At 61.8% G+C, this 22,373-nt stretch carries 20 protein-coding genes, 1 tRNA gene and 1 pseudogene; 7 read left to right on the forward strand and 15 right to left on the reverse strand.

Annotated features, from left to right (window positions below; translation table 11 throughout):
* Positions 1–97 precede the first annotated feature (97 nt).
* Positions 98–2,560: a cation:proton antiporter domain-containing protein gene (locus MB84_RS30540; protein WP_052653407.1), complete on the forward strand. Its 2,463-nt coding sequence runs from the start codon at positions 98–100 to the stop codon at positions 2,558–2,560.
* Positions 2,561–2,669: 109 nt separating this feature from the next.
* Here the strand turns inward: MB84_RS30540 and MB84_RS15025 are convergent, their stop codons facing one another.
* Positions 2,670–3,569 carry a pirin family protein gene (locus MB84_RS15025; protein ID WP_046293842.1) on the reverse strand — a complete coding sequence of 300 codons (900 nt, stop codon included), beginning with the start codon at positions 3,567–3,569 and terminating at the stop codon, positions 2,670–2,672.
* A 217-nt stretch (positions 3,570–3,786) separates the two neighbouring features.
* Here MB84_RS15025 and greB point away from each other — a divergent pair, with 217 nt between their 5' ends.
* The gene (greB, locus tag MB84_RS15030; protein ID WP_046292361.1) at positions 3,787–4,347 is read left to right on the forward strand and encodes a transcription elongation factor GreB; all 561 of its coding nucleotides are present in this window, start codon (positions 3,787–3,789) and stop codon (positions 4,345–4,347) included.
* A gap of 74 nt (positions 4,348–4,421) precedes the next feature.
* On the opposite strand, the gene MB84_RS15035 is transcribed toward greB, so the two are convergent.
* From MB84_RS15035 to MB84_RS15050, 4 genes are all read right to left on the reverse strand, one after another.
* Positions 4,422–6,833, reverse strand: a complete 2,412-nt coding sequence (locus MB84_RS15035; protein ID WP_046292362.1) for a RelA/SpoT family protein — start codon at positions 6,831–6,833, stop codon at positions 4,422–4,424.
* Between the two features lie 60 nt (positions 6,834–6,893).
* Positions 6,894–7,100, reverse strand: coding sequence for a DNA-directed RNA polymerase subunit omega (gene rpoZ / locus MB84_RS15040; protein WP_039397582.1), 207 nt, complete (start codon positions 7,098–7,100; stop codon positions 6,894–6,896).
* A 90-nt stretch (positions 7,101–7,190) separates the two neighbouring features.
* Complete coding sequence (gene gmk / locus MB84_RS15045) at positions 7,191–7,868, reverse strand: guanylate kinase (RefSeq protein ID WP_046292363.1); 678 nt, start codon at positions 7,866–7,868, stop codon at positions 7,191–7,193.
* 5 nt (positions 7,869–7,873) lie between these two features.
* On the reverse strand, positions 7,874–8,803 hold the full coding sequence (locus tag MB84_RS15050; protein WP_046292364.1) for a YicC/YloC family endoribonuclease: 930 nt from the start codon (positions 8,801–8,803) through the stop codon (positions 7,874–7,876).
* Between the two features lie 212 nt (positions 8,804–9,015).
* Between MB84_RS15050 and rph the strand changes: the two genes are divergently transcribed.
* Genes rph through hemW form a run of 3 tightly spaced genes read left to right on the forward strand, consistent with a single transcriptional unit; the run spans position 9,016 to position 11,590 of the window.
* On the forward strand, positions 9,016–9,744 hold the full coding sequence (rph, locus tag MB84_RS15055; RefSeq protein ID WP_046292365.1) for a ribonuclease PH: 729 nt from the start codon (positions 9,016–9,018) through the stop codon (positions 9,742–9,744).
* Between the two features lie 2 nt (positions 9,745–9,746).
* Complete coding sequence (rdgB, locus tag MB84_RS15060) at positions 9,747–10,364, forward strand: RdgB/HAM1 family non-canonical purine NTP pyrophosphatase (protein ID WP_046292366.1); 618 nt, start codon at positions 9,747–9,749, stop codon at positions 10,362–10,364.
* Positions 10,365–10,369: 5 nt separating this feature from the next.
* Positions 10,370–11,590, forward strand: a complete 1,221-nt coding sequence (gene hemW / locus MB84_RS15065) for a radical SAM family heme chaperone HemW (RefSeq protein WP_046292367.1) — start codon at positions 10,370–10,372, stop codon at positions 11,588–11,590.
* Positions 11,591–11,765: 175 nt separating this feature from the next.
* Here hemW and MB84_RS15070 read toward each other — a convergent pair whose 3' ends face one another.
* Positions 11,766–13,526, reverse strand: coding sequence for an acyl-CoA synthetase (locus MB84_RS15070; RefSeq protein ID WP_157122743.1), 1,761 nt, complete (start codon positions 13,524–13,526; stop codon positions 11,766–11,768).
* 323 nt (positions 13,527–13,849) lie between these two features.
* Here MB84_RS15070 and MB84_RS15075 point away from each other — a divergent pair.
* Positions 13,850–13,939, forward strand: a tRNA-Ser gene (locus MB84_RS15075).
* A 283-nt stretch (positions 13,940–14,222) separates the two neighbouring features.
* Here the strand turns inward: MB84_RS15075 and MB84_RS15080 are convergent.
* From MB84_RS15080 to MB84_RS15120, 8 genes are all read right to left on the reverse strand, one after another.
* Positions 14,223–14,726, reverse strand: a complete 504-nt coding sequence (locus tag MB84_RS15080; RefSeq protein WP_046292368.1) for a hypothetical protein — start codon at positions 14,724–14,726, stop codon at positions 14,223–14,225.
* A 239-nt stretch (positions 14,727–14,965) separates the two neighbouring features.
* Positions 14,966–15,562: a plasmid pRiA4b ORF-3 family protein gene (locus MB84_RS15085; RefSeq protein WP_046292369.1), complete on the reverse strand. Its 597-nt coding sequence runs from the start codon at positions 15,560–15,562 to the stop codon at positions 14,966–14,968.
* An 11-nt stretch (positions 15,563–15,573) separates the two neighbouring features.
* Positions 15,574–17,118, reverse strand: a complete 1,545-nt coding sequence (gene tnpC, locus MB84_RS15090) for an IS66 family transposase (RefSeq protein WP_046292370.1) — start codon at positions 17,116–17,118, stop codon at positions 15,574–15,576.
* 51 nt (positions 17,119–17,169) lie between these two features.
* Positions 17,170–17,328 (reverse strand): IS66 family insertion sequence element accessory protein TnpB, encoded by a 159-nt coding sequence (gene tnpB, locus MB84_RS15095; RefSeq protein ID WP_046292371.1) that lies wholly within the window; start codon positions 17,326–17,328, stop codon positions 17,170–17,172.
* 41 nt (positions 17,329–17,369) lie between these two features.
* Positions 17,370–18,457, reverse strand: a protein-coding gene (locus tag MB84_RS15100) for an IS3 family transposase (protein WP_157122635.1) whose coding sequence is annotated in 2 segments (ribosomal slippage) — positions 17,370–18,208 and positions 18,208–18,457 — 1,089 coding nt in all. Because the reading frame shifts where the segments join, the coding sequence is not laid out codon by codon here.
* 38 nt (positions 18,458–18,495) lie between these two features.
* Positions 18,496–18,714, reverse strand: coding sequence for an IS66 family insertion sequence element accessory protein TnpB (gene tnpB / locus MB84_RS15110; RefSeq protein ID WP_084009810.1), 219 nt, complete (start codon positions 18,712–18,714; stop codon positions 18,496–18,498).
* Positions 18,711–19,145 (reverse strand): IS66-like element accessory protein TnpA, encoded by a 435-nt coding sequence (gene tnpA / locus MB84_RS15115; RefSeq protein ID WP_052652849.1) that lies wholly within the window; start codon positions 19,143–19,145, stop codon positions 18,711–18,713. The genes tnpB (MB84_RS15110) and tnpA overlap by 4 nt, the downstream gene beginning before the upstream one ends.
* Before the next feature lie 93 nt (positions 19,146–19,238).
* The gene (locus tag MB84_RS15120) at positions 19,239–20,078 is read right to left on the reverse strand and encodes a caspase family protein (RefSeq protein ID WP_046293845.1); all 840 of its coding nucleotides are present in this window, start codon (positions 20,076–20,078) and stop codon (positions 19,239–19,241) included.
* Positions 20,079–20,163: 85 nt separating this feature from the next.
* Here MB84_RS15120 and MB84_RS15125 point away from each other — a divergent pair.
* Positions 20,164–20,964 (forward strand): annotated as a pseudogene (locus MB84_RS15125) (ISL3 family transposase); the annotation flags it as partial.
* A gap of 38 nt (positions 20,965–21,002) precedes the next feature.
* Here MB84_RS15125 and MB84_RS15130 read toward each other — a convergent pair.
* Positions 21,003–22,268, reverse strand: a complete 1,266-nt coding sequence (locus MB84_RS15130; RefSeq protein ID WP_046292373.1) for an IS256 family transposase — start codon at positions 22,266–22,268, stop codon at positions 21,003–21,005.
* Between the last annotated feature and the right edge of the window lie 105 nt (positions 22,269–22,373).

Genomic DNA, 22,373 nt, shown 5'->3' on the forward strand with positions numbered 1-22,373 from the left:
CGTGGTAAATTGCGTGAATAGCGGCCGTTACTCATAGTAAACAGCCGCCAGCTTGAAGCATGGTAATCGCAAAGTCCAACGACGGGCAGGGAGGCACATGCACGCAGGTCACGGCACGGCGATCTTCTTTACCCAACTTCTCTTGCTGGTACTCGTCGGCCGTCTGCTCGGCGAGGTCATGCAACGGCTGCGTCAGCCAGCGGTCATGGGCCAGTTGCTCGCGGGCGTGCTGCTCGGCCCGTCCATCTTCGGCGCGCTGATGCCCGCCTGGCAACACGCCGTCTTCCCCGATAACGAAGCACAGAAGAAGATGCTCGACGCCGTCTCCGAGCTGGGCGTGCTGCTGCTTCTGCTGTCCACCGGGCTGGAGACGGACCTGGGGCTGGTGCGACGCATGAAGCGCATGGCCATCTTCGCGTCGGCGGGCGGCATGCTGATTCCGTTCGTCTGCGGTTTCGCGCTCGGGTGGCACCTGCCAGACAATCTGCTGCCGCATCCGGAAGCGCGGCTCGTCACGTCGCTCTTTCTCGGCACGGCGCTGTCGATATCGTCCGTCAAGGTCGTGGCGATGGTCATTCGCGAAGTCGATTATCTGCGGCGCAACATCGGCCAGATCATCCTCGCGGCCGCCATTCTCGACGACACCACCGGCTGGATCATCATTGCCGCCATTGCAGGCCTTGGGGCCAGCGGTTCGGTCGACCTCGGCCATCTGACGTTCAGCCTCGGCGGCACGCTACTGTTCATCGTGCTGTGCTTTACCGTCGGCAAGCGCGCCGTGGCGGTGGCCATTCGCTGGACGAACGACCGTTTCACCGTCGAGATGCCGGTACTCAGCGCGATTCTCGTCATCACGTTCGTGCTGGCGCTCGCGACCGACAAACTCGGCGTGCACACGGCACTGGGCGCGTTCATGGCAGGGGTCATGATCGGGCAGTCGCCCATTCTCACCGAACAGATCGAGGCGCAGTTGCGCGGGTTGATCGTCGCCCTCTTTGCGCCCGTGTTCTTCGGCGTGGCGGGCTTGTCGGTGGATTTGACGATTCTGCTCGACTGGCGAATGCTCGGGTTGGTGGCCGGACTGATCCTCATCGCGAGCATCGGCAAGTTCACGGGATGCTTTATCGGCGGCCGTGTGGGCGGGATGTCCTCGGCGGAGGCGCTTGCGCTGGCGACCGGCATGAACGCGCGCGGCTCGACCGAGATCATCGTGGCGAGCATCGGGTTGTCGCTGGGCGTGCTGAGCAAGGACCTGTTCACCATGATCGTCATCATGGCGCTCATCACCACGCTCATCATGCCGTCGGTACTGCGCCGCGCGCTCGTGCGCATTCCGCTGTCCGCCGAAGAGAAGGCGCGGCTCGAGAAGGAAGCCGCAGAGGAGAGAGACTTCCTGCCCAACGTCGAGCGCATTCTGACGGCGGTCGACGGCAGCGCCAACGGACGCTTCGCCGCGTGGATCGCCGGGCTGACGGCCGGTGTTCGCGGCACACTGACGACGGTGCTCGCCCCTGCACCTGCCACGACCGATGACAGCGCCGCCGTCGACGCGGGCGAATGCGCCGGGCTCGATGCCTATGAGATCGCCCTTGCCGCCGCCACGCACGCGGTGAGTCGCGCCCCCGGGACGCCGGGCGTCGAAGAAGACAAACCCGTCAAGCCGGGCGAGAAGGAACGCGAGGCTGCACGTCTGGTGCTACGCGAGCGCACGGGCAAAGCGCCTCAGAAAACGCCGGAACTGCCGCATGGTCCTGTGAAGGAAGGGAAGGACGAGACACCGGATGACGAAACATCGTCCAATGCCGCCCCGAAGCATGAGCCGGTCGGCGAAGCCCACGACGACAAGCGCGTGAGCGAGGCGAAAGAGGAAGGCGAATTCGTCGCAGACGATCCGTCCGACACCGCACGCGAACAGGAAGCGGCACAGCCCGAAAGCAGCGACGAAGCGGTGCGCATCTCCGACGAAATCGCCAAGGGCTACGGCTTCGTCATCGCAGGGTTCGACGCGCCGGGCCAGGAATCGGACTCGGACGTCCCCCCGCTCCCCCTGCCGACGGCCGTGCTGCCGCTGACCAAGGCATTCGACGGGGCCATCGCCATCGTGCTCGCGCATGGCGACCACGCTCGCCAGCTCGATGCACCGCTCGATATCCTCGTGCCGGTCTCAGGCACCGATTATTCGCGCCACGCGGCCGAGCTGGCGATCACACTCGCTCGCGCGGCGAACGCGCCGGTCACCGCGCTGCACGTCTCGGCGCGCGTGGCACCGGGGATGCTGCACCGCCGGTGGCGTCCGCGCGTGCTGCATCCAGACACCGCCGAAGCCGCCATGCTGGAAAATCTGCACTCACTGGCCGAGCGCAACGGTGTGAAGCTACGCACGCGTCTGCTCGCAGGCGGCAAGGTCGAAGACGCCATCCTGCATCAGATCCACCACGGCAAACACAATCTGCTCGTGCTCGGCGTGCAACCGCGCTTCGGCGACCGCCTCAACTTCGGCGCGGTCTCCCATCGTTTGCTGGAAGAACGGCGCTGCTCCGTGATCGTGCTGAGCGCTTGACGCCTCGGCATCCCAACGAAAAACGCCTGTTGCGGCAGTCCGTCAACAGGCGCTTTCGCCCTTACTTTGCGCTTACTTCGCGCTTATTTCGATCCTACTTCGATGAAACTCAGTTCGCCGACGGCTTGCGCTCCGGCAACGGAATCCATTCCGTTTCGCCGGGCACCTTGCCCATTTCCTGCGCCGTCCAGGCGGCCTTCGCCTGTTCGATGCGCTCACGGCTCGACGACACGAAGTTCCAGAAGATGAAGCGCTCGCCGTCGAGCGGCGCGCCGCCCAGCAGCATCAACCGCGCGGGTCGATCACCCGCCACGATGCGCACGTCGCCCCCCTGAGCGAGCACACCCATCCGATGCTCGGGCAGGGTCTCGTCGTTCACCGTCACCTCGCCCTGCACCGTGTAGACGGCGCGCTCGGCGTACTCCGGCGGCAGCACGAATGCTGCGCACGGTTCCATTTCGACCGCCAGATAGAAGATCGGCGAGAAAACTTTCACCGGCGCCTTCTCGCCGAATGCTTCGCCGAGGATCAGACGCATGTGCACGCCCGGCAGGAAGATGTCCGGCAGCGACGACGCCTCGTGATGCGCAAATGACGGCGCGGTCTCCTCGTCGGCCTGCGGCAACGCGACCCACGTCTGAATGCCATGGACGTCACCGCCACGCTCGCGCACATCGTCCGGCGAACGCTCCGAATGCACGATGCCACGCCCGGCCGTCATCCAGTTCACCGCGCCCGGCGTGATGCGCTGATCGCTGCCGAGACTGTCGCGGTGCCAGATTTCGCCGTCGAACAGATAGGTGACGGTCGCCAGCCCGATGTGCGGGTGCGGACGCACGTCCAGCCCCACACCGGGCGGCAGCGTTGCAGGCCCCATGTGGTCGAAGAAGATGAACGGCCCGACGGTCTTGAACGCCAGGCTCGGCAGACTGCGCTGCACGGTGAAGGCGCCGATATCGCTCAGATGCGGCTTGAGTACGGCAAGGAAGGGACTCGTGGAATCGGTCATGGCGCGGTTCTCCTGCGTTCGACACTTGCTGTGAAGTGTGGCGTTCATGTGGGGTGCTGACGTCCGATTGTAGAGGACATTGCGGGCGCACTCCATGACACCTGAGCATGATGGCCGCCCACGAAAACAGAGGGACGCCCATGTTCCTGCGACATCGCTCCTATAATGCAGGGATTGTCTAACGCTTTTGGCTCGCGCGCGTGGCGGGCATCGACTTATGAACAAAGCTTTCGTCAAGGAAGATAGCGGCGACGACGATGACGATCTCGACGCCGGTGCCCCGGAGATTCCTGCGGGCACCAAGAACTACATCACGCCTGCAGGCTACCGTCGTCTGAAGGACGAGATGCTCGATCTCATCGATAATCAGCGCCCTGAGGTGGTGAAGATCGTGTCCTGGGCGGCGTCCAATGGCGACCGTTCGGAGAATGGCGATTACATCTACGGCAAACGACGTCTGCGTGAGATCGACCGGCGCATTCGCTTTCTGACGAAGCGTCTGGATAACGCGGAAGTGGTGGACACACGTCGTCAGGAGAACGTCGATCAGGTGTTTTTCGGTGCGGAAGTCACCTATGCGGACGGCAAGGGAGATGAGCATACGATCATGATCGTCGGCATCGACGAGGTGGATCTCGACCGCGGGCACGTGAGCTGGATCTCGCCCATCGCCCGTGCCATTACCAAATCGAAGATCGGCGACACCGTGCCGTTGCGCACGCCGGCCGGGCTCGATCAGATCGAGATTCTCGACGTGCGCTACCCGCTGTCCGAGTAAGCGCACCGCGCACCGTTCGACACCATGCAAAACGCCTCCCGAGGGAGGCGTTTTCGTTTCGTCGACACCGTGAATCAGTAGTTGCCGCGTTCGCGCGAAATGCGCATGGCGTGAACATCGTCCTGATGCCGCTCGCTGGGGCGCTCGCGCGCCACACGCATGACGTCCGGATTCACACGGATGCGGCGCATCACGTTAGCCAGATGCACGCGGTCGCTCACCTGAATGAGGAAGCGTAGCGTGGCGGATTCGTCCGGCACCACTTCGTCCATCCCGATGTGCACGATGTTCGCGTCGGACGCCGTGATATCGGCCGCCACACGCGAGAACACGCCGCGATTGTGATGCACCAGTACCTTGATGCCGACGTCGAACAGACGCCCCGGCTGCGGTGCCCACGCCACATCGATCCAGCGGGTCGGATCCTTGCGATGGATACGGCGCGCGACCGGACAGTCCGTGGTGTGGATCGCCATGCCCAGCCCGATGCCGATGTAGCCCATGATGGCGTCGCCCGGAATCGGACGGCAGCATGCCGAGAACTGCACCGACATGCCTTCCGTGCCCGTGATGAGCACCGGCGGGCCGACGTTCTCGTCGCCCGTACGCGGCGAATCGGGATCGTCCGGGCTGTCGTCGTTCTCGCCTTCCTTGCCCGACGTGAGCACCGCGAGGCGCTTGGCCATCACGGCCGCGACCCGACGTCCCAGACCGATGTCGGCAAAGATGTCCTGACGATCCTTGTTGCCCGTCCACTGCGCGAGCTTGTCCCAGATTTCCGGGGAGATCTCGCTCATCGTCAGGCCGTAACCCTTGAGCGCCTGCTCGACCAGACGCTCGCCCAGTTGCACCGACTCGGCGAAACGCATCGTCTTCAGGTAATGACGAATGGCCGAACGCGCCTTGCCAGTACGCACAAAGCCGAGCCACACGGGGTTCGGCTTCGAATACGGCGCGGTGATGACTTCTACGATGTCGCCGTTCTTCAGTTCGGTGCGAAGCGGCAGCAACTCGTTGTTGATCTTGACGGCCACGCACTGGTTGCCCAGATCGCTGTGAACCGAATAGGCGAAGTCGAGCGCCGTCGCACCGCGCGGCAGCGCCATGATGCGCGCCTTCGGCGTGAAGACGTAGACGGCATCGGGGAACAGGTCGATCTTGACGTGTTCGAGGAATTCGGTGGAGTCGCCCGTCTCGCTCTGAATGTCGAGCAGCGACTGTAGCCACTGGTGTGCATGCTTCTGCACGTCGTTCATGTCCGCGCCGCCGTTCTTGTACAGCCAGTGCGCGGCCACGCCCGCTTCCGCAATCTCATGCATGCGGCGCGTGCGAATCTGGAATTCGATGGGCGTGCCGAAGGGGCCGACGAGCGTCGTATGCAACGACTGATAGCCGTTGACCTTCGGAATCGCGATGTAATCCTTGAACTTGCCCGGTACGGGCTTGTAGAGCGCGTGCAGCACGCCGAGCGCGAGATAGCACTGTGCGTTCGACTCGACGACCACACGGAAGCCGTACACGTCCAGCACCTGCGAGAACGACAACTGCTTTTCCTGCATCTTCGTATAGATGCTGAAGAGCGTCTTCTCGCGGCCGAAGACGTCGGCACTGACTTCGCCGTCTTTCAGGGCCTTCTCGACCGCGTCGAGAATCTTGCCGACCACCTCTCGCCGGTTGCCGCGCGCGGCCTTCACGGCCTTGTCCAGCACGGCGTAACGACGCGGATGGTAATTCGCGAAGCTCAGATCCTGAAGTTCGCGATAGGTATTGTTCAGGCCGAGGCGGTGCGCAATCGGTGCGTAGATGTCGAGCGTTTCGCGCGCCACGCGGCGCTGCTTTTCCGTCGACGTCACGCCCAGCGTGCGCATGTTGTGCAAACGGTCGGCCAGCTTGACGAGAATGACGCGCACGTCGCGCGCCATCGCCAGCAGCATCTTGCGGAAGCTCTCGGCTTGCGCTTCTTCGCGGCTGCGAAACTCCATTTTGTCGAGTTTCGACAGGCCGTCGACCAGCTCGGCGACCTTCGGTCCGAATCGCTCGGCGAGTTCGGCCTTGGTCACGCCCTGATCTTCCATCACGTCGTGCAACAGGGCTGCCATGATCGACTGCGCGTCGAGTTTCCACTCGGCACAGATCTCGGCAACGGCTACGGGATGGGTGATGTAAGGCTGTCCGCTCTGGCGATACTGACCCAGGTGGGCCTCATCGCTGAACTGGAAGGCTTCTTTGATTTGCGCGAGGTCGCTTTCCTTGAGGTACTCCCCAAGCATGCCCTTGAGACGGGCGATCGAGACGACCTCGTGCTTGCGCGGCTGCTCGGGCGTTGCCGTCGGACCGAAGAGGTGCCGATAGGACTGCTCCAGCAGCGCGTCGATATACTGTCGCGTGGCGCTCTCGCCCTTTTTCTTCTTGCGCTCGGGCTTGGGCTCCCCCGCTTTGGGTTCATCCGCAGCGATGGACGTGGCCGGTGATTTCGCATGACTCATACATGTACCTGCTTCGTCGAGCGGCCCGGAACGTCACATCGCATCAGTGCAGTCTCCCGATCAGAGCGGCACTTTCTTGAGCATCTCGATGCCCACCTGGCCAGCTGCGATTTCGCGCAGCGCGACGACGGTCGGCTTGTCCTTGTTATTTTCGAGCTTCGGCGTGTGACCTTGCGCCAGTTGGCGGGCGCGGTAGGTCGCGGCGAGTGCGAGCTCGAAGCGATTCGGAATTTGTTTCAGGCAATCTTCAACGGTAATTCGGGCCATAAGGAGGTTCCTTCTCAATATAAGGCGTATTCTATCGCAGCCGGCGCGCGCTCGCGCAAAACACGAGCGTTGCCAGCGAATGCGACGGTGTTACTCGTGATCGTTCGGCGCGTGGATATCCAGATCGGTGAACAACGTCTTGTGCCGCGCATACTGCGAAGCGAATCGCAGACGCACAGCAGTGAACACCGATTGCAGTTGATCCAGCGCGCGCTGGAATTCGTCATTGATGATGATGAAGTCCGCTTCCGGCGCGTGGGCGATCTCACCACCGGCCGCCAGCAAGCGGCGTGCAATGACCTTCGGCTCGTCGGTGCCGCGCTTTTTCAGGCGCTCTTCCAGCGCTTCGATGGACGGCGGCAGAATGAAGATACCGACCGCGTTCGAAAAGCGCTTGCGCACCTGCTGCGCGCCCTGCCAGTCGATTTCCAGCAGCACGTCCCGGCCTTCGCGCATCTGCTCTTCGATCCACACGCGCGACGTACCGTAATAGTTGCCGTGCACCTCGGCGCTTTCCAGAAACTCGCCACGCTTGCGGCGCTCGAGAAACTGTTCGACCGAGATGAAGTTGTAGTGCACGCCTTCTTCTTCGTTGGCACGTGGTGCTCGCGTCGTGCAGGAGATCGACAGACGAACGTCGCGATCCTGCGCGAGCAGCGCGTTGACGAGCGTGGACTTGCCCGCACCCGAAGGGGCGACCACCATGAACAGATTGCCGGGATACTCGGCATGCAAGGCGGGTTGCGGGGCGTGTGATTGCGGGGACATACGACTTACTCCAGATTCTGCACTTGCTCGCGCATCTGCTCGATGTAGAGCTTGAGCTCCATCGACGCATCGGCGAGTTCCTTCGAGGCTGCCTTCGAGCCGAGCGTATTCGCTTCGCGATTGAGCTCCTGCATCATGAAGTCGAGCCGTTTGCCGACCAGTCCTCCCTTGTCGAGGATGTGGCGGGTTTCCTTCAGGTGGGCGTCGAGTCGCGTGAGTTCTTCCGCAACGTCGATGCGCACGCCATAGATCGTCACTTCCTGACGAATGCGTTCCGCGACTTCTTCCTTGCTCGGTGCTGCCGAGCCTTCCGGCACGACCACGCCCAGCGCTTCTTGCAGACGATCGACGATCTTCTGTTGATGACGTGCAATCAGATCCGGCACGAGCGGTTGCAGGCCCGTGAGAATCGTCTCCATCTTCTCGATGCGCTCGATCAGGCTGGCCTTGAGCTGCGCCCCTTCGCGACGACGCACCTCGACGAGGTCGCCGATCGCGGCACGACCGGCATCGATCACGGCATCGCGCAGGGCTTCGGCCGTCACCGACTCTTCGCCGAGTACGCCCGGCCAGCGCAGGATTTCACCGGTGCGCATGCGTTCCGCATCGGGAAAATGAACGAGGACTTGCTGTTCGAGATCGGCGAGTTGTTTGACGGCCTCGAGATTGAGCGCACCGTTGGTGCCGCTCTCGGGACGTTGCACGTTGATGCGGATATCGACCTTGCCGCGCGAGAGCTTGGCAGTGAGCGATTCACGCAACGACGGCTCGCACGCACGCGCTTCTTCGGGCATGCGGAATGCCAGATCGAGGAAGCGCGAATTGACCGTGCGCAATTCGACCGACACGCTCGCGCCTGCGGCTCCATCGGCATGCGCAATGTCGCGCGTGACGCTGGCGTAGCCGGTCATACTGTAGATATTGTTGTCTTTCATCGGGGTGACCGTTACCACAGCGCCGTGACACTTTTTCAGCGTGGCGATGGAGCAACCGGTTTCGCATGCAATGGATGAAACGGGATTATCGCATTTTCCGGCCCAAGGCTCCTGAATCCGCGCACGACACCGGCGCGCGCCGCCAAGCTTTTGGCGTTTAGCGATACCATTCGGGTATTGCCGCATAAATTTACCTCGCAGGACATTCATCCATGACGCAAATCACCCGCCCGGACGGCCGTGCGCAAGACGCATTGCGCCCCGTGCGCATCACCCGCCAATACACCCGCTACGCCGAAGGCTCCGTGCTGATCGAGTGCGGCGAGACCAAGGTCATCTGCACGGCCAGCGTCGAAGAGAAAGTGCCGGGCTTCCTGCGCGATTCGGGCCAGGGCTGGCTCACCGCCGAGTACGGCATGCTGCCGCGCGCCACGCACACCCGTGGCGACCGCGAAGCCGCACGCGGCAAGCAAAGCGGACGCACGCAGGAAATTCAGCGCCTGATCGGCCGTTCGCTGCGCGCCGTGTTCGACCTCGAGAAATTCGGCCCGCGCACCATTCAGATCGACTGCGACGTCATTCAGGCCGACGGCGGCACGCGTTGCGCCTCGATCACTGGCGCATTCGTCGCTGCCCATGACGCTGTTTCGAAGCTGATTGCAGACGGCAAGCTCGAAGCGTCGCCCATCCGTGCGCACGTGGCGGCCGTCTCCGTCGGACTGTATCAGGGACAGCCGGTGCTCGACCTGAACTACGTCGAAGACTCGGCATGCGACACCGACATGAACGTCATCATGACGAGCGAAGGCGGTTTCGTCGAAATTCAAGGCACGGCCGAAGGCGCGCCGTTCACGCGCGCGCAAAGCAATGTGTTGCTCGATCTGGCGGACGCCGGTATCCGTCAGTTGATCGACGCGCAAAAGCGTGCGCTGGGAGTCTGACGATGGCCATGCAGAAGATCGTGCTGGCGTCGAACAATCCGGGCAAGCTGCGCGAATTCGCCTCGTTGTTCGCGCCGCTCGGCATCGAGTTGGTCCCGCAGGGCATGCTCGGCGTGTCCGAGGCCGACGAACCGCACGTGACTTTCATCGAGAACGCTTTGACGAAGGCGCGTCACGCCGCCGCTGCGACCGGTCTGCCCGCGCTCGCCGACGACTCCGGCCTGTGCGTGCCGATCCTCGGCGGTGCGCCGGGCGTGTATTCCGCACGTTACGCCGCGCGCGCCGGCCGTGAGAAGTCGGATGCCGCGAACAACCGTCATCTGATCGAACAACTGGCCCCGCATGCCGACACGCCGGGCTATCGCGATGCGTATTACTTCGCGGCGCTCGTGCTCGTGCGTCACGCAGAAGATCCGCAACCGATCATCGCCGAAGGGCGCTGGGATGGTGAGATCGTGGACGACGCACGTGGCGCGCATGGCTTCGGCTACGATCCGCACTTCCTCATCCGCTCGCTGAATCAGACGGCTGCCGAACTCGATCCCGCCGTGAAAAACGCCCACAGCCACCGCGCTCGCGCATTGCGCGTGCTGCTGGAAAAGCTGGGGCGGGAGGCGTAAGTCGTATGAGTGAGTCCACGTTGCCCGTGCAGAACTTTCTGCGGCCCGGCAAGATCAGTTTGCCGGCGTTGCCGCCGATGTCGCTGTACGTGCATTTCCCGTGGTGTGTGCGCAAGTGCCCCTACTGCGATTTCAACTCGCACGAGTGGCGTGGCGAAGGCGGCGCGCAGGCATTTCCCGAGCAGGCTTATCTGGACGCATTGCGTCAGGATCTCGAACAGGCGTTGCCGCTGGTGTGGGGACGTCCGGTGCACACGGTCTTTATCGGCGGCGGCACACCGAGTCTGTTGTCGGCAGCAGGTCTGGACCGTTTGCTCTCGGATCTGCGCGCCCTGCTGCCGCTCGACGCCGACGCCGAGATCACGATGGAAGCCAACCCCGGCACGTTCGAAGCGGACAAATTCCGCAGTTTCCGCGCGAGCGGGGTCAACCGGTTGTCCGTCGGCATCCAGAGCTTCAACAGCGAGCATCTGAAGGCGCTCGGCCGTATTCACGATGGCGACGAAGCCCGTCATGCCATCGAGATCGCGCAGGCGAATTTCGACAACTTCAATCTCGACCTGATGTTCGCGTTGCCGAACCAGACGCTCGCGCAATGTCAGCAGGATGTGGAGACGGCGATCTCGTTCGCTCCGCCACATCTGTCGCTGTATCACCTCACGCTCGAACCCAACACGCAGTTCCATAAGTATCCGCCGACAGTGCCGGACGACGACACGTCGGCCGACATGCAGGACTGGATTGCCGAGCGCACTGCGGCGGCGGGCTACGGACGTTACGAGGTGTCGGCGTACGCACAGCCGCACCGACGCGCCAAGCATAATCTGAATTACTGGGAGTTCGGCGACTACCTTGGCATCGGCGCGGGCGCGCACAGCAAGATTTCGTTCCCCCATCGTGTGCTGCGCCAGGTGCGTCACAAGCATCCGCAGCGATTCATGGAGGCGGCCGCCGCCGGTAACGCGGTTCAGGAAGAGCGCGAAGTCGATGCGCGCGAATTGCCGTTCGAATTCATGCTGAACGCGTTGCGTCTGACCGATGGTGTGAAGAGCGAGCTGTTTGCCGAGCGCACGGGCTTGCCGATGGCGAAGATCGCCAAGGCGCTCGCCGCCGGGGTCGAAAAGGGCCTGCTCGTCGACGATCCGCAACGGATCGCCCCGACCGAGTTGGGACAGCGCTTCCTGAACGACTTGCAAGGGATGTTTCTGGAAGGCGACAAGAAGTAATCGGCCTGCAACGACGCAGACGACAACGGCGGGACATCTTCGATTGAGATGCCCCGCCGTTTTTCATTGTCGCGGGTCGTCCTTCGCGATGGGCGCGGTCCCAAGCACACATCAACGTCCCATACCCGTGTCGCGGTTCGACGTGTGGCTTCGCGACTCCCGGTGTGGCTCGCCCCTAACCCAGTGCGCCCCCCATCTCCCTCAGCGCCTTGCGGATGATCTTGCCGGTCACGGTCATCGGCAGTTCAGGCAGGAAAACGACCTTGCGCGGGTATTCGTGCGCGGCGAGGCGGTGCTTGACGAAGTCCTGAATCTCCTTAGCCAGCGCATCCGAGGGTTCATACCCTTCGCGCAGCACGACGAACGCCTTCACGATCTCGGTGCGCAGGTCGTCGGGCTCACCGACCACCGCAGCAAATTGCACCGACGGATGCCGGATGAGGCAGTCCTCGATCGGTCCCGGACCGATCCGGTAGCCGGCGCTGGTAATGACGTCGTCCGACCGGCCGGTGAACGTGATGTAGCCGTTCTCGTCGACGAATCCCGAGTCGCCCGTGAGCAGGAAGTCGCCACGATATTTGTCCATGGTGGCGTCCGGGTTGTGCCAGTAGCCAAGGAACATCACCGGGTTGGGCCGTGCGATGGCGATGTTGCCCACGGCCCCTGTGGGTAGCGGCGTGCCGTCGTCATCGACGATGGTGACGTCATGCCCGCGCACGGCGCGTCCGATGGCGCCGGGCAGCGCCGGGAATTCCGCCGCGCACGAGGAGACGACCATATTGCACTCCGTCTGCCCGTAGAACTCGTTGATGTCGACGCCGAGGTGCTCGCGTCCCCACGCCAGCAGTTCGGGGCCGAGCGACTCGCCGCCGCTGGCGACGGAGCGCAATTGCAGCGGCCAGTGGTCGCGCGGGGATGGCACAGTGCGCAGCATCTTGAGCGCGGTCGGCGGCAGGAAGGTATTTCGCACGCCGTGACGCGCCATCAGATCGAAGGCGGCCACCGGATCGAACTTTTCGAAGCGTCGTGACAGGACCGGCACGCCGTGATGCGGCGCGGGCAACAGCACGTCGAGCAGCCCGCCGATCCAGGCCCAGTCGGCGGGCGTCCAGATCAGATCGCCCTCCTGCGGGAAGCCGTTGTGCGACGTCTCCACCCCCGGCAAATGCCCGAGCAGCACCCGATGCGCGTGCAGCGCGCCCTTGGGTTTGCCCGTGGTGCCGGAGGTGTAGATGATCACGGCCGGTGCGTCGGCGCGGGTCTGGACGGGCTCGAAATGCGTATCGCGCGAGACGATCGCTGGCCACAGTGCGAGCAAACCGTCTTCGGCGACGCCCCAGTCCTCATCGTCGGCGACGTGATGATGCGCTTCGGGCAGATCGTCATGGACGACGTACACGAGTCGCAGGTCGGGTAGCTCGGCGCGGATGTCGTCGATCTTGCCGATGCTCGCGAGGTCGGTGACGAGCACTGCTGCGCCGGAGTTCTGCAGACGATAGGCGAGCGCTTCCGGGCCAAACAGCGTGAATAGCGGGACGGCGATCGCACCGAGTTTGTACGCGGCGACGTGGGCGACGAGTGTGGCGGGCGACTGCGGCAGGAAGATGCCGATGCGGTCCCCCGCCTTGACGCCGTTGGCGCGCCATTCGTTGGCGAGTTGATTGGAGAGTTGTTTGAGGACGCCGAATGTGAGGCGCACGTGCGCGCCGTCTGCGCTTTCGTGGATGAGGGCAAGACGGTTGGTGCCGTCGGCCCACTTGTCGCAGACGTCGACGCCAATGTTGTAGAGCGTGGGGATCTGCCAGGTGAAGGGCGCGGCAGTCGAGTCGGCGTTTGCCGGGTTGGTTGCGTTCTTGTTTGGCGCGGGGGTCACGCGCTCGCCACTGGCGTCATTCGACGTCTCTTGGGCGGGGGCACGGGAGGTGTCGGCATCCATGCGGTGTCTCCGGGGTCATGTCTGGCCTCGCACGGTAACGCCGGGGGCGTACACCGCACGTCTTCAGGCATGATGCATGCCGGGCGGTGACAAGACAAGGGGGGACGGGGGTCATCCCAGGAAATTAGCGGGGTGTGAGGCGATTTTGGTTGCGCGAAGGCTTCACACGGCGGGATGTACAGGTATAATGCGCGCTGCCGTGCGGTACTGGTCTGCTTTGGAGCGTAAACGACTCCGACGCCGATGACACCGGACCGCACGCATCTCAAGTCGTCACCCGGACGACATCCCAGGCCACGATTCTGCATCGTGCGCAACGCCCCGGAGGCGTGCCAGAGTGGTTTAATGGACCGGTCTTGAAAACCGGCGAAGGGGTAACCCTTCCGTGAGTTCGAATCTCACCGCCTCCGCCAGAATTTCTTGGGTTTCACGGTAGTGCCTACTGACATCCGCAAGCGGTGCTCCGCAATTTTTTCGGGGTTGCTCCGCAAAAGCTGGGAAAGCTGCGGCTGCACCGAACCGCAAAACTGACTGCGACAGCAGGTTTTACGCACTCTCGCAGTCGTCAGACCTTTTTATTTTCCAGTCTTGGCAGGCTTCACCGCAGGCATCGGTGGTGGTTTCTTGTTTACAGGCGGAAGATTTGCATTCCGTTCTTCCCTGCGAGGTGGCACCAAATTGGGCGTAGGTTTCTGATTATTCATCGGCGTGTCCGTAATGATGATTTAGATACTGAAATGCCCTTTCCTCTCCCTTCTGCAAGAGTTGAGGGTTGTCCGGCAGCCCCCCATGGGGAAAATGAGCTTTGAGAGCCTTAGACACACGCTCCTGAAGATCCGCCCTTGCTTTGCTTATCTCGACGTCGGTCAACAGTCCGTCGGCAATCTCACACCATTTGCGCTCTGCCCAGTTTTGGATTGATTTGTACTCATGAGCGCACGCAGACGCCGACTTGACCCGTGCAGAAAACGGAAGAAACTTGCTCGTCGCCGACACAATCTGCGTTGCAACAATAATCCCGCTCCAAATCAGCGGAAACTGTTTGAATATGGCCCAAATTCCGAGACTTGCCGAAGACGCCACGGCTAGCACGACATTCGTGCGACGCTCCTTAACGATAGACTCCTGACAATACGCATCCAGAAAATACCCATGAACAATGAGTTCGTAAAGCGCACGCCAGAATCGCTGTTGGGACATGCGAAACCTACTTCGTTGGTGCGGGTTTGGGCGGCTTAATCGTTGGCACCGGAGGTGGGCGGCGCAACACTGGAGGCATTGAGTCGCCGACGTGTCCGCTTGTCGTTGGCGGAACGTGTGTTTTTGACGTCATTGGGATAATCTTTTCGTTTAGTTAAGAAGTTCGCCTAGCCGGCGGACGTGCCCCTTTTTGGCGTACAAGCTGCTCAGTAAGCGTCACTCTAAGGCCGTCTTGACGATCAGAGCTTGACCTCTGAGAGCCGCTGATTCGTCAGCACGAGATCGAAAGCGGCGGGATCGAAGCTGCCGCCACACCTCTCGAGGAAGTGGTCGTGTTCCTCGTGCGTCGGATCGGTGATCGCTTCGAGGAAGTCGGCATATCCTGGAACTCCACCGACGTCTTCCGGTGGACACGCATTCTGCCCGTCCAGGCACAGCGGCTGGCGCATGTCTGGATCAGGCGTCAGCGCCTTCTCGACCTTGATCCGATGCTGCCAGTTGTCCCCGTAATCGTAGACGTAGGTGAATGACTTCAACCCGCCCAGCGCCTTCGCCAGCGTGACCCGTGCTTCATTGAGCATTGGCGGATCGCTCTCGAACCCGAAGTCATCCGGTTCACCATAGTTGGTTTCGCCGAAGACGAATTCGTGCAGGTGCCCGCCCTCCCAGCCCATGGCCAGCAGTAGCACGACATGCAGCTTGCCCAGCCGGATCGAACCGGGAACGATGATTCGGCGCCAAATCGCAGGCTTGATGTACTTCAGCTCAACGCGCAGTACGTAATCGGGCACTGGCGCCTTGACTCGGCGCACAGCAGGTCTGAGGGGGTGGACCATCGGATTGATTCTCAGGCGGCGTGCTGCTCGACGTGTTCGGCTGACATCAGGCTCCACGGCAGCAACTCGTCGATGCGGTTGATGGGATGATCGGCGATGCGCTCAAACACCGTGCGCAGGTACGCAAACGGATCGAAGCCGTTCAGGCGTGCAGTACCGATCAGGCTGTAGATCACCGCCGCGCTTTCGCCGCCGCCGTCTGAGCCTGCGAACAGATAATTGCGCCTGCCGAGGACCAGCGGCCTGATCGCACGCTCCGCCGTATTGTTGTCCACCTCGACGCGCCCGTCTTCGCAATAGTGTGTGAGTGCGTGCCAGTGCCCCAGCGAGTATCTGATCGCCTTGGCCAACCCCGACTTCGTCGAGACCTGTGAGAGCGAGTGTTCGAGCCAAGCCTTCAGCTCGGTGAGCAACGGTGCCGAGCGTTGCTGACGCGCAGACAGGCGCACGTCCGGCGTCTGGCCGCGAACCTCGCGTTCAACAACATATAGCGCCCCGATGCGGCGCAGTGCTTCTTCGGCAATCGGTGAGCTGTCCAGCTTGTACAGGTCGTAGAACTTGCGCCGCGCATGCGCCCAGCATCCGGCCTCGATGACCGTGCCGTCACGATACAGGGCGTCATACCCGCTGAAGGCATCTGCCTGCAGGATTCCCGTGTAGCCCGCCAGATGTTCCCGAGGTCGCTCCCCTTTGCGGTCGGGTGAGTACCTGTACCAGACTGCTGGTGGCGCACGGCTTCCTGCCGGGCGGTCATCGCGCACATAGGTCCACAGGCGCGCCGTGCGTGTCTTGCCACGCCCCGGCTCCAGCACAGGCATGGGCGTGTCGTCGGTATGGATCTTGTCTGCATCGCGCACGTAACGACCAAGTGCATCGGACAGCGGTTGCAGCAGCGCAGCTGCTTCACGCACCCACGAAGCCAGTGTTGCCCGATCCAGTTCGATGCCCGCGCGTCGATAGATGCCGGCCTGCCGGTAGAGCGGCGTATGGTCAGCGTACTTCGCGACGACGACCTGTGCGAGCAGCCCCGCACCCGCCATCGAGCGTGCTATCGGCCGCGAAGGTGCCAGCTCCTGCACGACTGCGGCACAGCGCGGGCAGCTCAGCTTCGGACGGACGTGACGCAGTACCTTGAAGTAGCCGGGCACATAGTCGAGCACCTCCGAGACGTCCTCGCCGAGTGCTCGCATCTGTTTGCCGCACTCCGGGCATCCGCAGTTTGACGGCGCATGCACAACCGTTTCGCGAGGAAGATGGGCAGGGAAGTGCCGCGACTTGCGGCGCAGCGGGACAACGTTCGTTGTGGCTGATGTATCAGCAGCCGTATCAGCATCGGGCACCTTCGACGTCGCGGTCATGGCCGATTCAGCAGCGGGCAGTTCACCGAGCGCGAGCTGCAACTGGTCCATCAGTTCGGTCATGCGCTCCGATGACCGCCCATACTGCCAACGCTTGAGTCGCGAGATCTCGGCCAGCAACTGTGCGATGGTCTCGTCGCGCGAAGCAACGATTCGCTTGAGTGCGGGGATGTCATCGGGCAGATGGCTAGCTGGCATGCGTGCCAGTGTAAATGAAGCCCACGGGTTTGTGGACCCTCGCTTCCCCCTTTACGCCGCGTGCGTCGGCTGCCACGTCCGCTCGGGATGCCGCCAATCAATCCCCTCGAGCAGCATCGACAGTTGGGCGGCAGATAGATGGACCGTTCCTGAATCCGCTTGTGGCCACACGAAGCGTCCGCGCTCGAGTCGTTTCGCGTACAGGTTCATGCGGTAATGCCCCCGTTTTCCACGGTCAGCAGAAGTAGAAACTAAGCGACCATGGCAAGCCGCTGCTTCGGGGTAAAACCGCCCAATGCCATATTCGGGCGCTCGTGATTGTAAATCCACATCCAGTCGGCCGCCGCTTCGCGAACCTGCTCCAGGTCCTCCCACAGGTACTGCGACAGCCATTCGTATCGCGCAGTCCGGTTGAACCGTTCGATATACGCATTCTGCTGCGGCTTGCCCGGCTCGATGTATTCCAGCCGGATGCCTTGCTTCTGCGTCCATGTCACGATGGCCGCACTCAAATATTCCGGGCCGTTGTCGCACCGGATGACCTTCGGCTTGCCTCGCCATTCCATATGCTGCTTCAGCGTGCGAATCACCCGCTCGGATGGCAACGAGAAATCCACCTCGATGCCCAGCGCCTCGCGGTTGAAATCATCAATCACGTTCAGCGTCCGGATACTGCGCCCGTCAACCAGTTGGTCATGCATGAAGTCCATCGACCACACTTCATTGATGGCCTCCGGTACCGATAGCGGCTGCGGCGTTTCGCGCACCAGCCGCTTTTTCGGCTTGATGCGCAGGTTCAGCTCCAGCTCCCGGTAAATCCGGTAAATGCGCTTGTGGTTCCAGCCGAATCCCTTCACATTACGCAGGTAGAAGTAGCACAGCAGAAAACCCCAGTTGCGATGGCAGCCCGTAATACGCAGTAGCCAGTCGGCAATCTCTTCGTTCTCCGTGTTCAACTTCGCCGCGTACCGGTAGCACGACTCGCTGATGCCGAGCACCGCGCACGCCACACGAATTGACACGCGCCGCTGTTGCACAACTTGCTTTGCCATCTCGCGCCGACGAGATGGCTTCAGAACTTTTTTTGCAGGGCCTCCGAGGCAATCTCAGCCTTGAGCTTCTCCTCGATGTACATCTTGCGAAGCCGGGTATTCTCCGCCTCCAGCTCCTTCATGCGCGACATCATCGACGCGTCCATGCCGCCGTACTTCGAGCGCCACTTATAAAACGTTGCCGAACTGATGCCCAGTTCTCGGCACAGCTCCGGCACCGCCAGCCCAGCCTCCGCGCGCTTGAGCGCCTCCAGTATCTGGCTGTCCGTGAATCTCGACTTCTTCATCTGCAGAACTCCCTCTTAACGAGAAAATTCTACTTCTCCTAGCGGTGGATTTCAGGGGGCATTACCATGCCGTCGCCGCTCCACCATAAAATCTTGATGAGGTCACCGCGACGCCCGCGAAACAGGAAGATGTGCCCCGAGAAGGGGTCACGTCCGAGTGCTGACTGCACCAGTGCGGCAAGCCCATCCATGCCACGGCGCATATCGGTAATGCCCGCTGCCAGCCAAACGCGGGTACCGCTTGGCGGCGCAATCATGCTGGCATCAGGCAGCGCAGCACGAGGCGCAACTGCACGGGGTCGACCATGCCCGTGACACGTACACGGGCACCGTTTAGTTCAATTTCGATGCCCGATGCTGCCGGCACGCTCTCGCGATGTGGCTCGACAGACTGTAGAGCGGGCGACACCGGTTCTGCTCTCTCGCCGCTCGGTGCATCAGGTAGCGCTACGGGCAGCAACACCGCTGTGCTGTGCCCCGTCCCTTCAAAAAGTCCCGCTCGCAGTTGCCGACGCCACTTGAACACCATATTCGAATTCAGCCCGTGCACCTGCGCGAGCTTGGCCACCGAAATACCCGGCTCGCATGCCGCGACGGCAACTTGCCGTCGGTACTCTGGTGTGTAATTCGGTCTGCCTTTACGGTTCGAAGGCTTTACATTCCGTGTGTCCAAAGTAGTCCCCACCACTTGAAGTAACGGACATCACTTTGGACACCGCAGGAACCTTTGTCCATGCGGCCTTCAAGTCACGCTTACGCTGCTCACGAAGTGCGAGTGACTTTACAAACGTCCATTTTCAACGAGGCGGCGATAGTGCTCGCCCAACGCTGTGAGCTTGCACGCCTTGCTTTGCATCGCGGCATGCCACATATGGGGGGCATCTACCGGCACGACCAGGTTCAGGCGGTTATAGCGTTGCAGGACCGCAAATTCCCGCGTGTGTTCGGGAATCGGCTCTGGCATCCCTGGATCTCGACCTTTTAGTTCAGGCTCGTACGTCGGATCCAATGCAAACTCGTGCCCCGACTGCGGGAAAAACTCTGCTATTCGGCGCAGTTCCTCAAGAGCAATCGGAGGAGACACTTTTCTCAAGGATACAAACTGGCGCACGTTGGTCTTGAAAATCGGGCGTTGTTCCCAAGCCCCCAACGATTGATCAACGTGCGCGTAAATACTGCCGGGCGTAATGTCACCAGTGAGATTCGCCGCTCCGCCATGAAGTGCGTCTACGAGCAAGGTCGTAAATACCCCTCTGCCGTTCACTTCAGTGGCATATTGGTCCGCACTCGACGCTGTGAGGATGCTCAACCCCTCCGATAGACTCGCATGGTTTCCTGCTACTGGAGGCGTGCCCGCGATCCCAGAATGACAACTGTCAAGAATAATAATTCTATTGCGAGCACGCGATTCGTTTGCCATGATCAGCACGTCGGAAAGCGATAGACCTTCGTCGCCACGCCGAGCGTCACTCGCTAGCAGGTATCCCCCTGTCGCCTCAATATGACCGTGTCCTGCGAAGTAGAACAGGGCGATATCCGACTGCGCAGAAAATAATTCCTTGACTCGATCTTTGAGGAAGCCGCGCTCCACTACATCACTCGGCCCGGTACCGGTAAACATATGGTTCATCGCGCAATAGCGTGGAGGGATTTGACAAGTTTTCGTACTCTTGATGGCAGGAATTTGCCATCAGGAGTGCGTGGAGATGCTGGATCGCAAGCTGCTGGAGTCGCTGGGAGGCTGGCAGGGCTATGCCGTCGAACGCGTGGAGTGGCCCGAGGGCACAGGGCGCACGCTGTCGATCTATTTGAAGCCAACCGCCAAGGTGATGCTGTGCGAGCAGTGCGGCGCACGATGTCGCCAGGTCCAAGAGACCACGGTGCGCCGGGTGCGAGATCTGCCGTTATTTGAGTACCGGGTTGTTCTTCATGTTCCACGCCGGCGCTTGTTGTGTGAGCAATGCGGTGGCCCGCGCCTGGAGCGGCTTACTTGGCTGGGTCGCTACCAGCGGGTGACGGATCGGCTTGCGGCGGCCTGCAGCCAATTGCTGCAATCGAGCAACGTGCAGGCGGTGGCGAGGTTCTTCGAGCTGGGTTGGCATACCGTCAAGACGCTGGACAAGGCCCGGCTCCGAGCGTCAGTGCGCGAACCGGATTGGTCCAGGATCGAGTATTTAGCGATGGACGAGTTCGCCCTGCATAAAGGGCATCGGTACGCGACGGTAGTCGTCGATCCGATCAGCAGGCAGGTGCTGTGGATCGGCCCAGGACGCTCACGCGAGACGGCTCGGGCGTTCTTCGAGCAATTGCCGCGTGGGGTCGCCCAACGCATCAAGGCCGTAGCCATCGACATGACTACGGCCTACGAGTTAGAAATCCAGGCCCACTGCCCACGGGCGGAGATCGTCTATGACTTGTTCCATGTCGTGGCCAAGTACGGACGAGAGGTCATTGATCGGGTGCGCGTGGATCAGGCCAACCAACTGCGCCAGGACCGTCCCGCGCGGAGTTAAAGTCAAATCTGGTGTACGGGGCGTGAGCAAGATTAGGCGGCCAGGGGCTGCTGAGCCGGTGTGCTGTCGGTCACCGGCTCTCCATCCTTGAACGTCATCCCGTCAAGCATCGTCGCGGTCTTTTCGGGGGCGCGGATGCGCCGCCACGAGTCTTCGGCCGACTCGATCAGCTTGAATGCCAGGCCGAGGAACGTCGCGCGCGAGACGCAGTTACGCGTGCGCTTGGTGCGGTGACGCACCGTCGCGAAGGTCGATTCAATCGGATTCGTCGTGCGCAGATGCTGCCAGTGTTCGGCCGGGAAATCGTAAAATGCCAGCAGCTCGTCGCGATCTTGCGTCAGCTTTTCGACCACCTTCGGATACTTTGCCGAGTGGGTATCAACGAAGTGATTGAAGGCAACCAGCGCTTCGGCACGCGTGGCGGCCATCCAAATGTCCTGCATCGCCTTTTTGGCGCGGGCCTGCTGCGATTTCGGCAGCGCGTTGAGCACGTTGCCCATCTTGTGGAACCAGCAGCGCTGATGCTTGGTCTGCGGGAACACTTCTTCCATCGCTGCCCAGAATCCCATCGCACCATCTCCGCAAGCCAGCAGCGGCCCTGACTGCAGACCGCGCTTTTTCAGATCGAGCAGCAGTTCGGCCCACGACGCCTTCGATTCCCGATACCCGTCACTGATCGCCACACGCTCTTTCGTTCCGTCCGGTTTGACACCAATGATCACCAACAGGCACTGGCCGTCGGAATCGTCGCTGCGCACGCCGGTGTGAATGCCGTCAGCCCACCAGTACACCCAGCGCGCCAACGACAACTCACGCTGATTCCACTGAGCATGCTCATCGGCCCATTGCGCCTTCAGACGACTCACCACATTTGGCGACAGGCCGCTGACCTGGCCGCCCAGCATGATGCCCATGGCTTCGCTCATGTCGCCCGTCGAGATGCCTCGCAGGTACAGCCACGGTAGTGCGGCCGACACGCGTGCGGATTTGCGAACGTACGGCGGCACGACCGCCGAATTGAAGCGGATGCCCGAACCCGAGCGATCACGCACCTTCGGTACCCGAACCGGCACCGGACCGATGGCCGTGACGACTTCGCGCTCTGGTAGGTAGCCGTTGCGCACCACGGCACGCCGACCGTCGATCGACCTCACGTTGCTGTACTGTTCAAGCATGCTCGCCAGTTCCGCTTCGACTGCCTGCTCGATGATCTGCCGCGCGCCTTGCTGGATCAGTTCATCGAGCGCGCTCTTCGTTTGTGCTTTTCTGCCGTTCGTTTCTTTCATAATCTTCTTCATGGTGGTCGGGGCCGGCTCGCGCCGGCTTTGCTCGGTGTGCCTTCGACAAGCAACATTCTCAGCTAAACCGCCACCGCCTTCTCATATTTCCCAAAGCACCCCGTA

Origin of the sequence: Pandoraea oxalativorans, assembly GCF_000972785.3 — a bacterium.
In the GTDB taxonomy this organism is placed as follows: Bacteria; Pseudomonadota; Gammaproteobacteria; order Burkholderiales; family Burkholderiaceae; genus Pandoraea; species Pandoraea oxalativorans.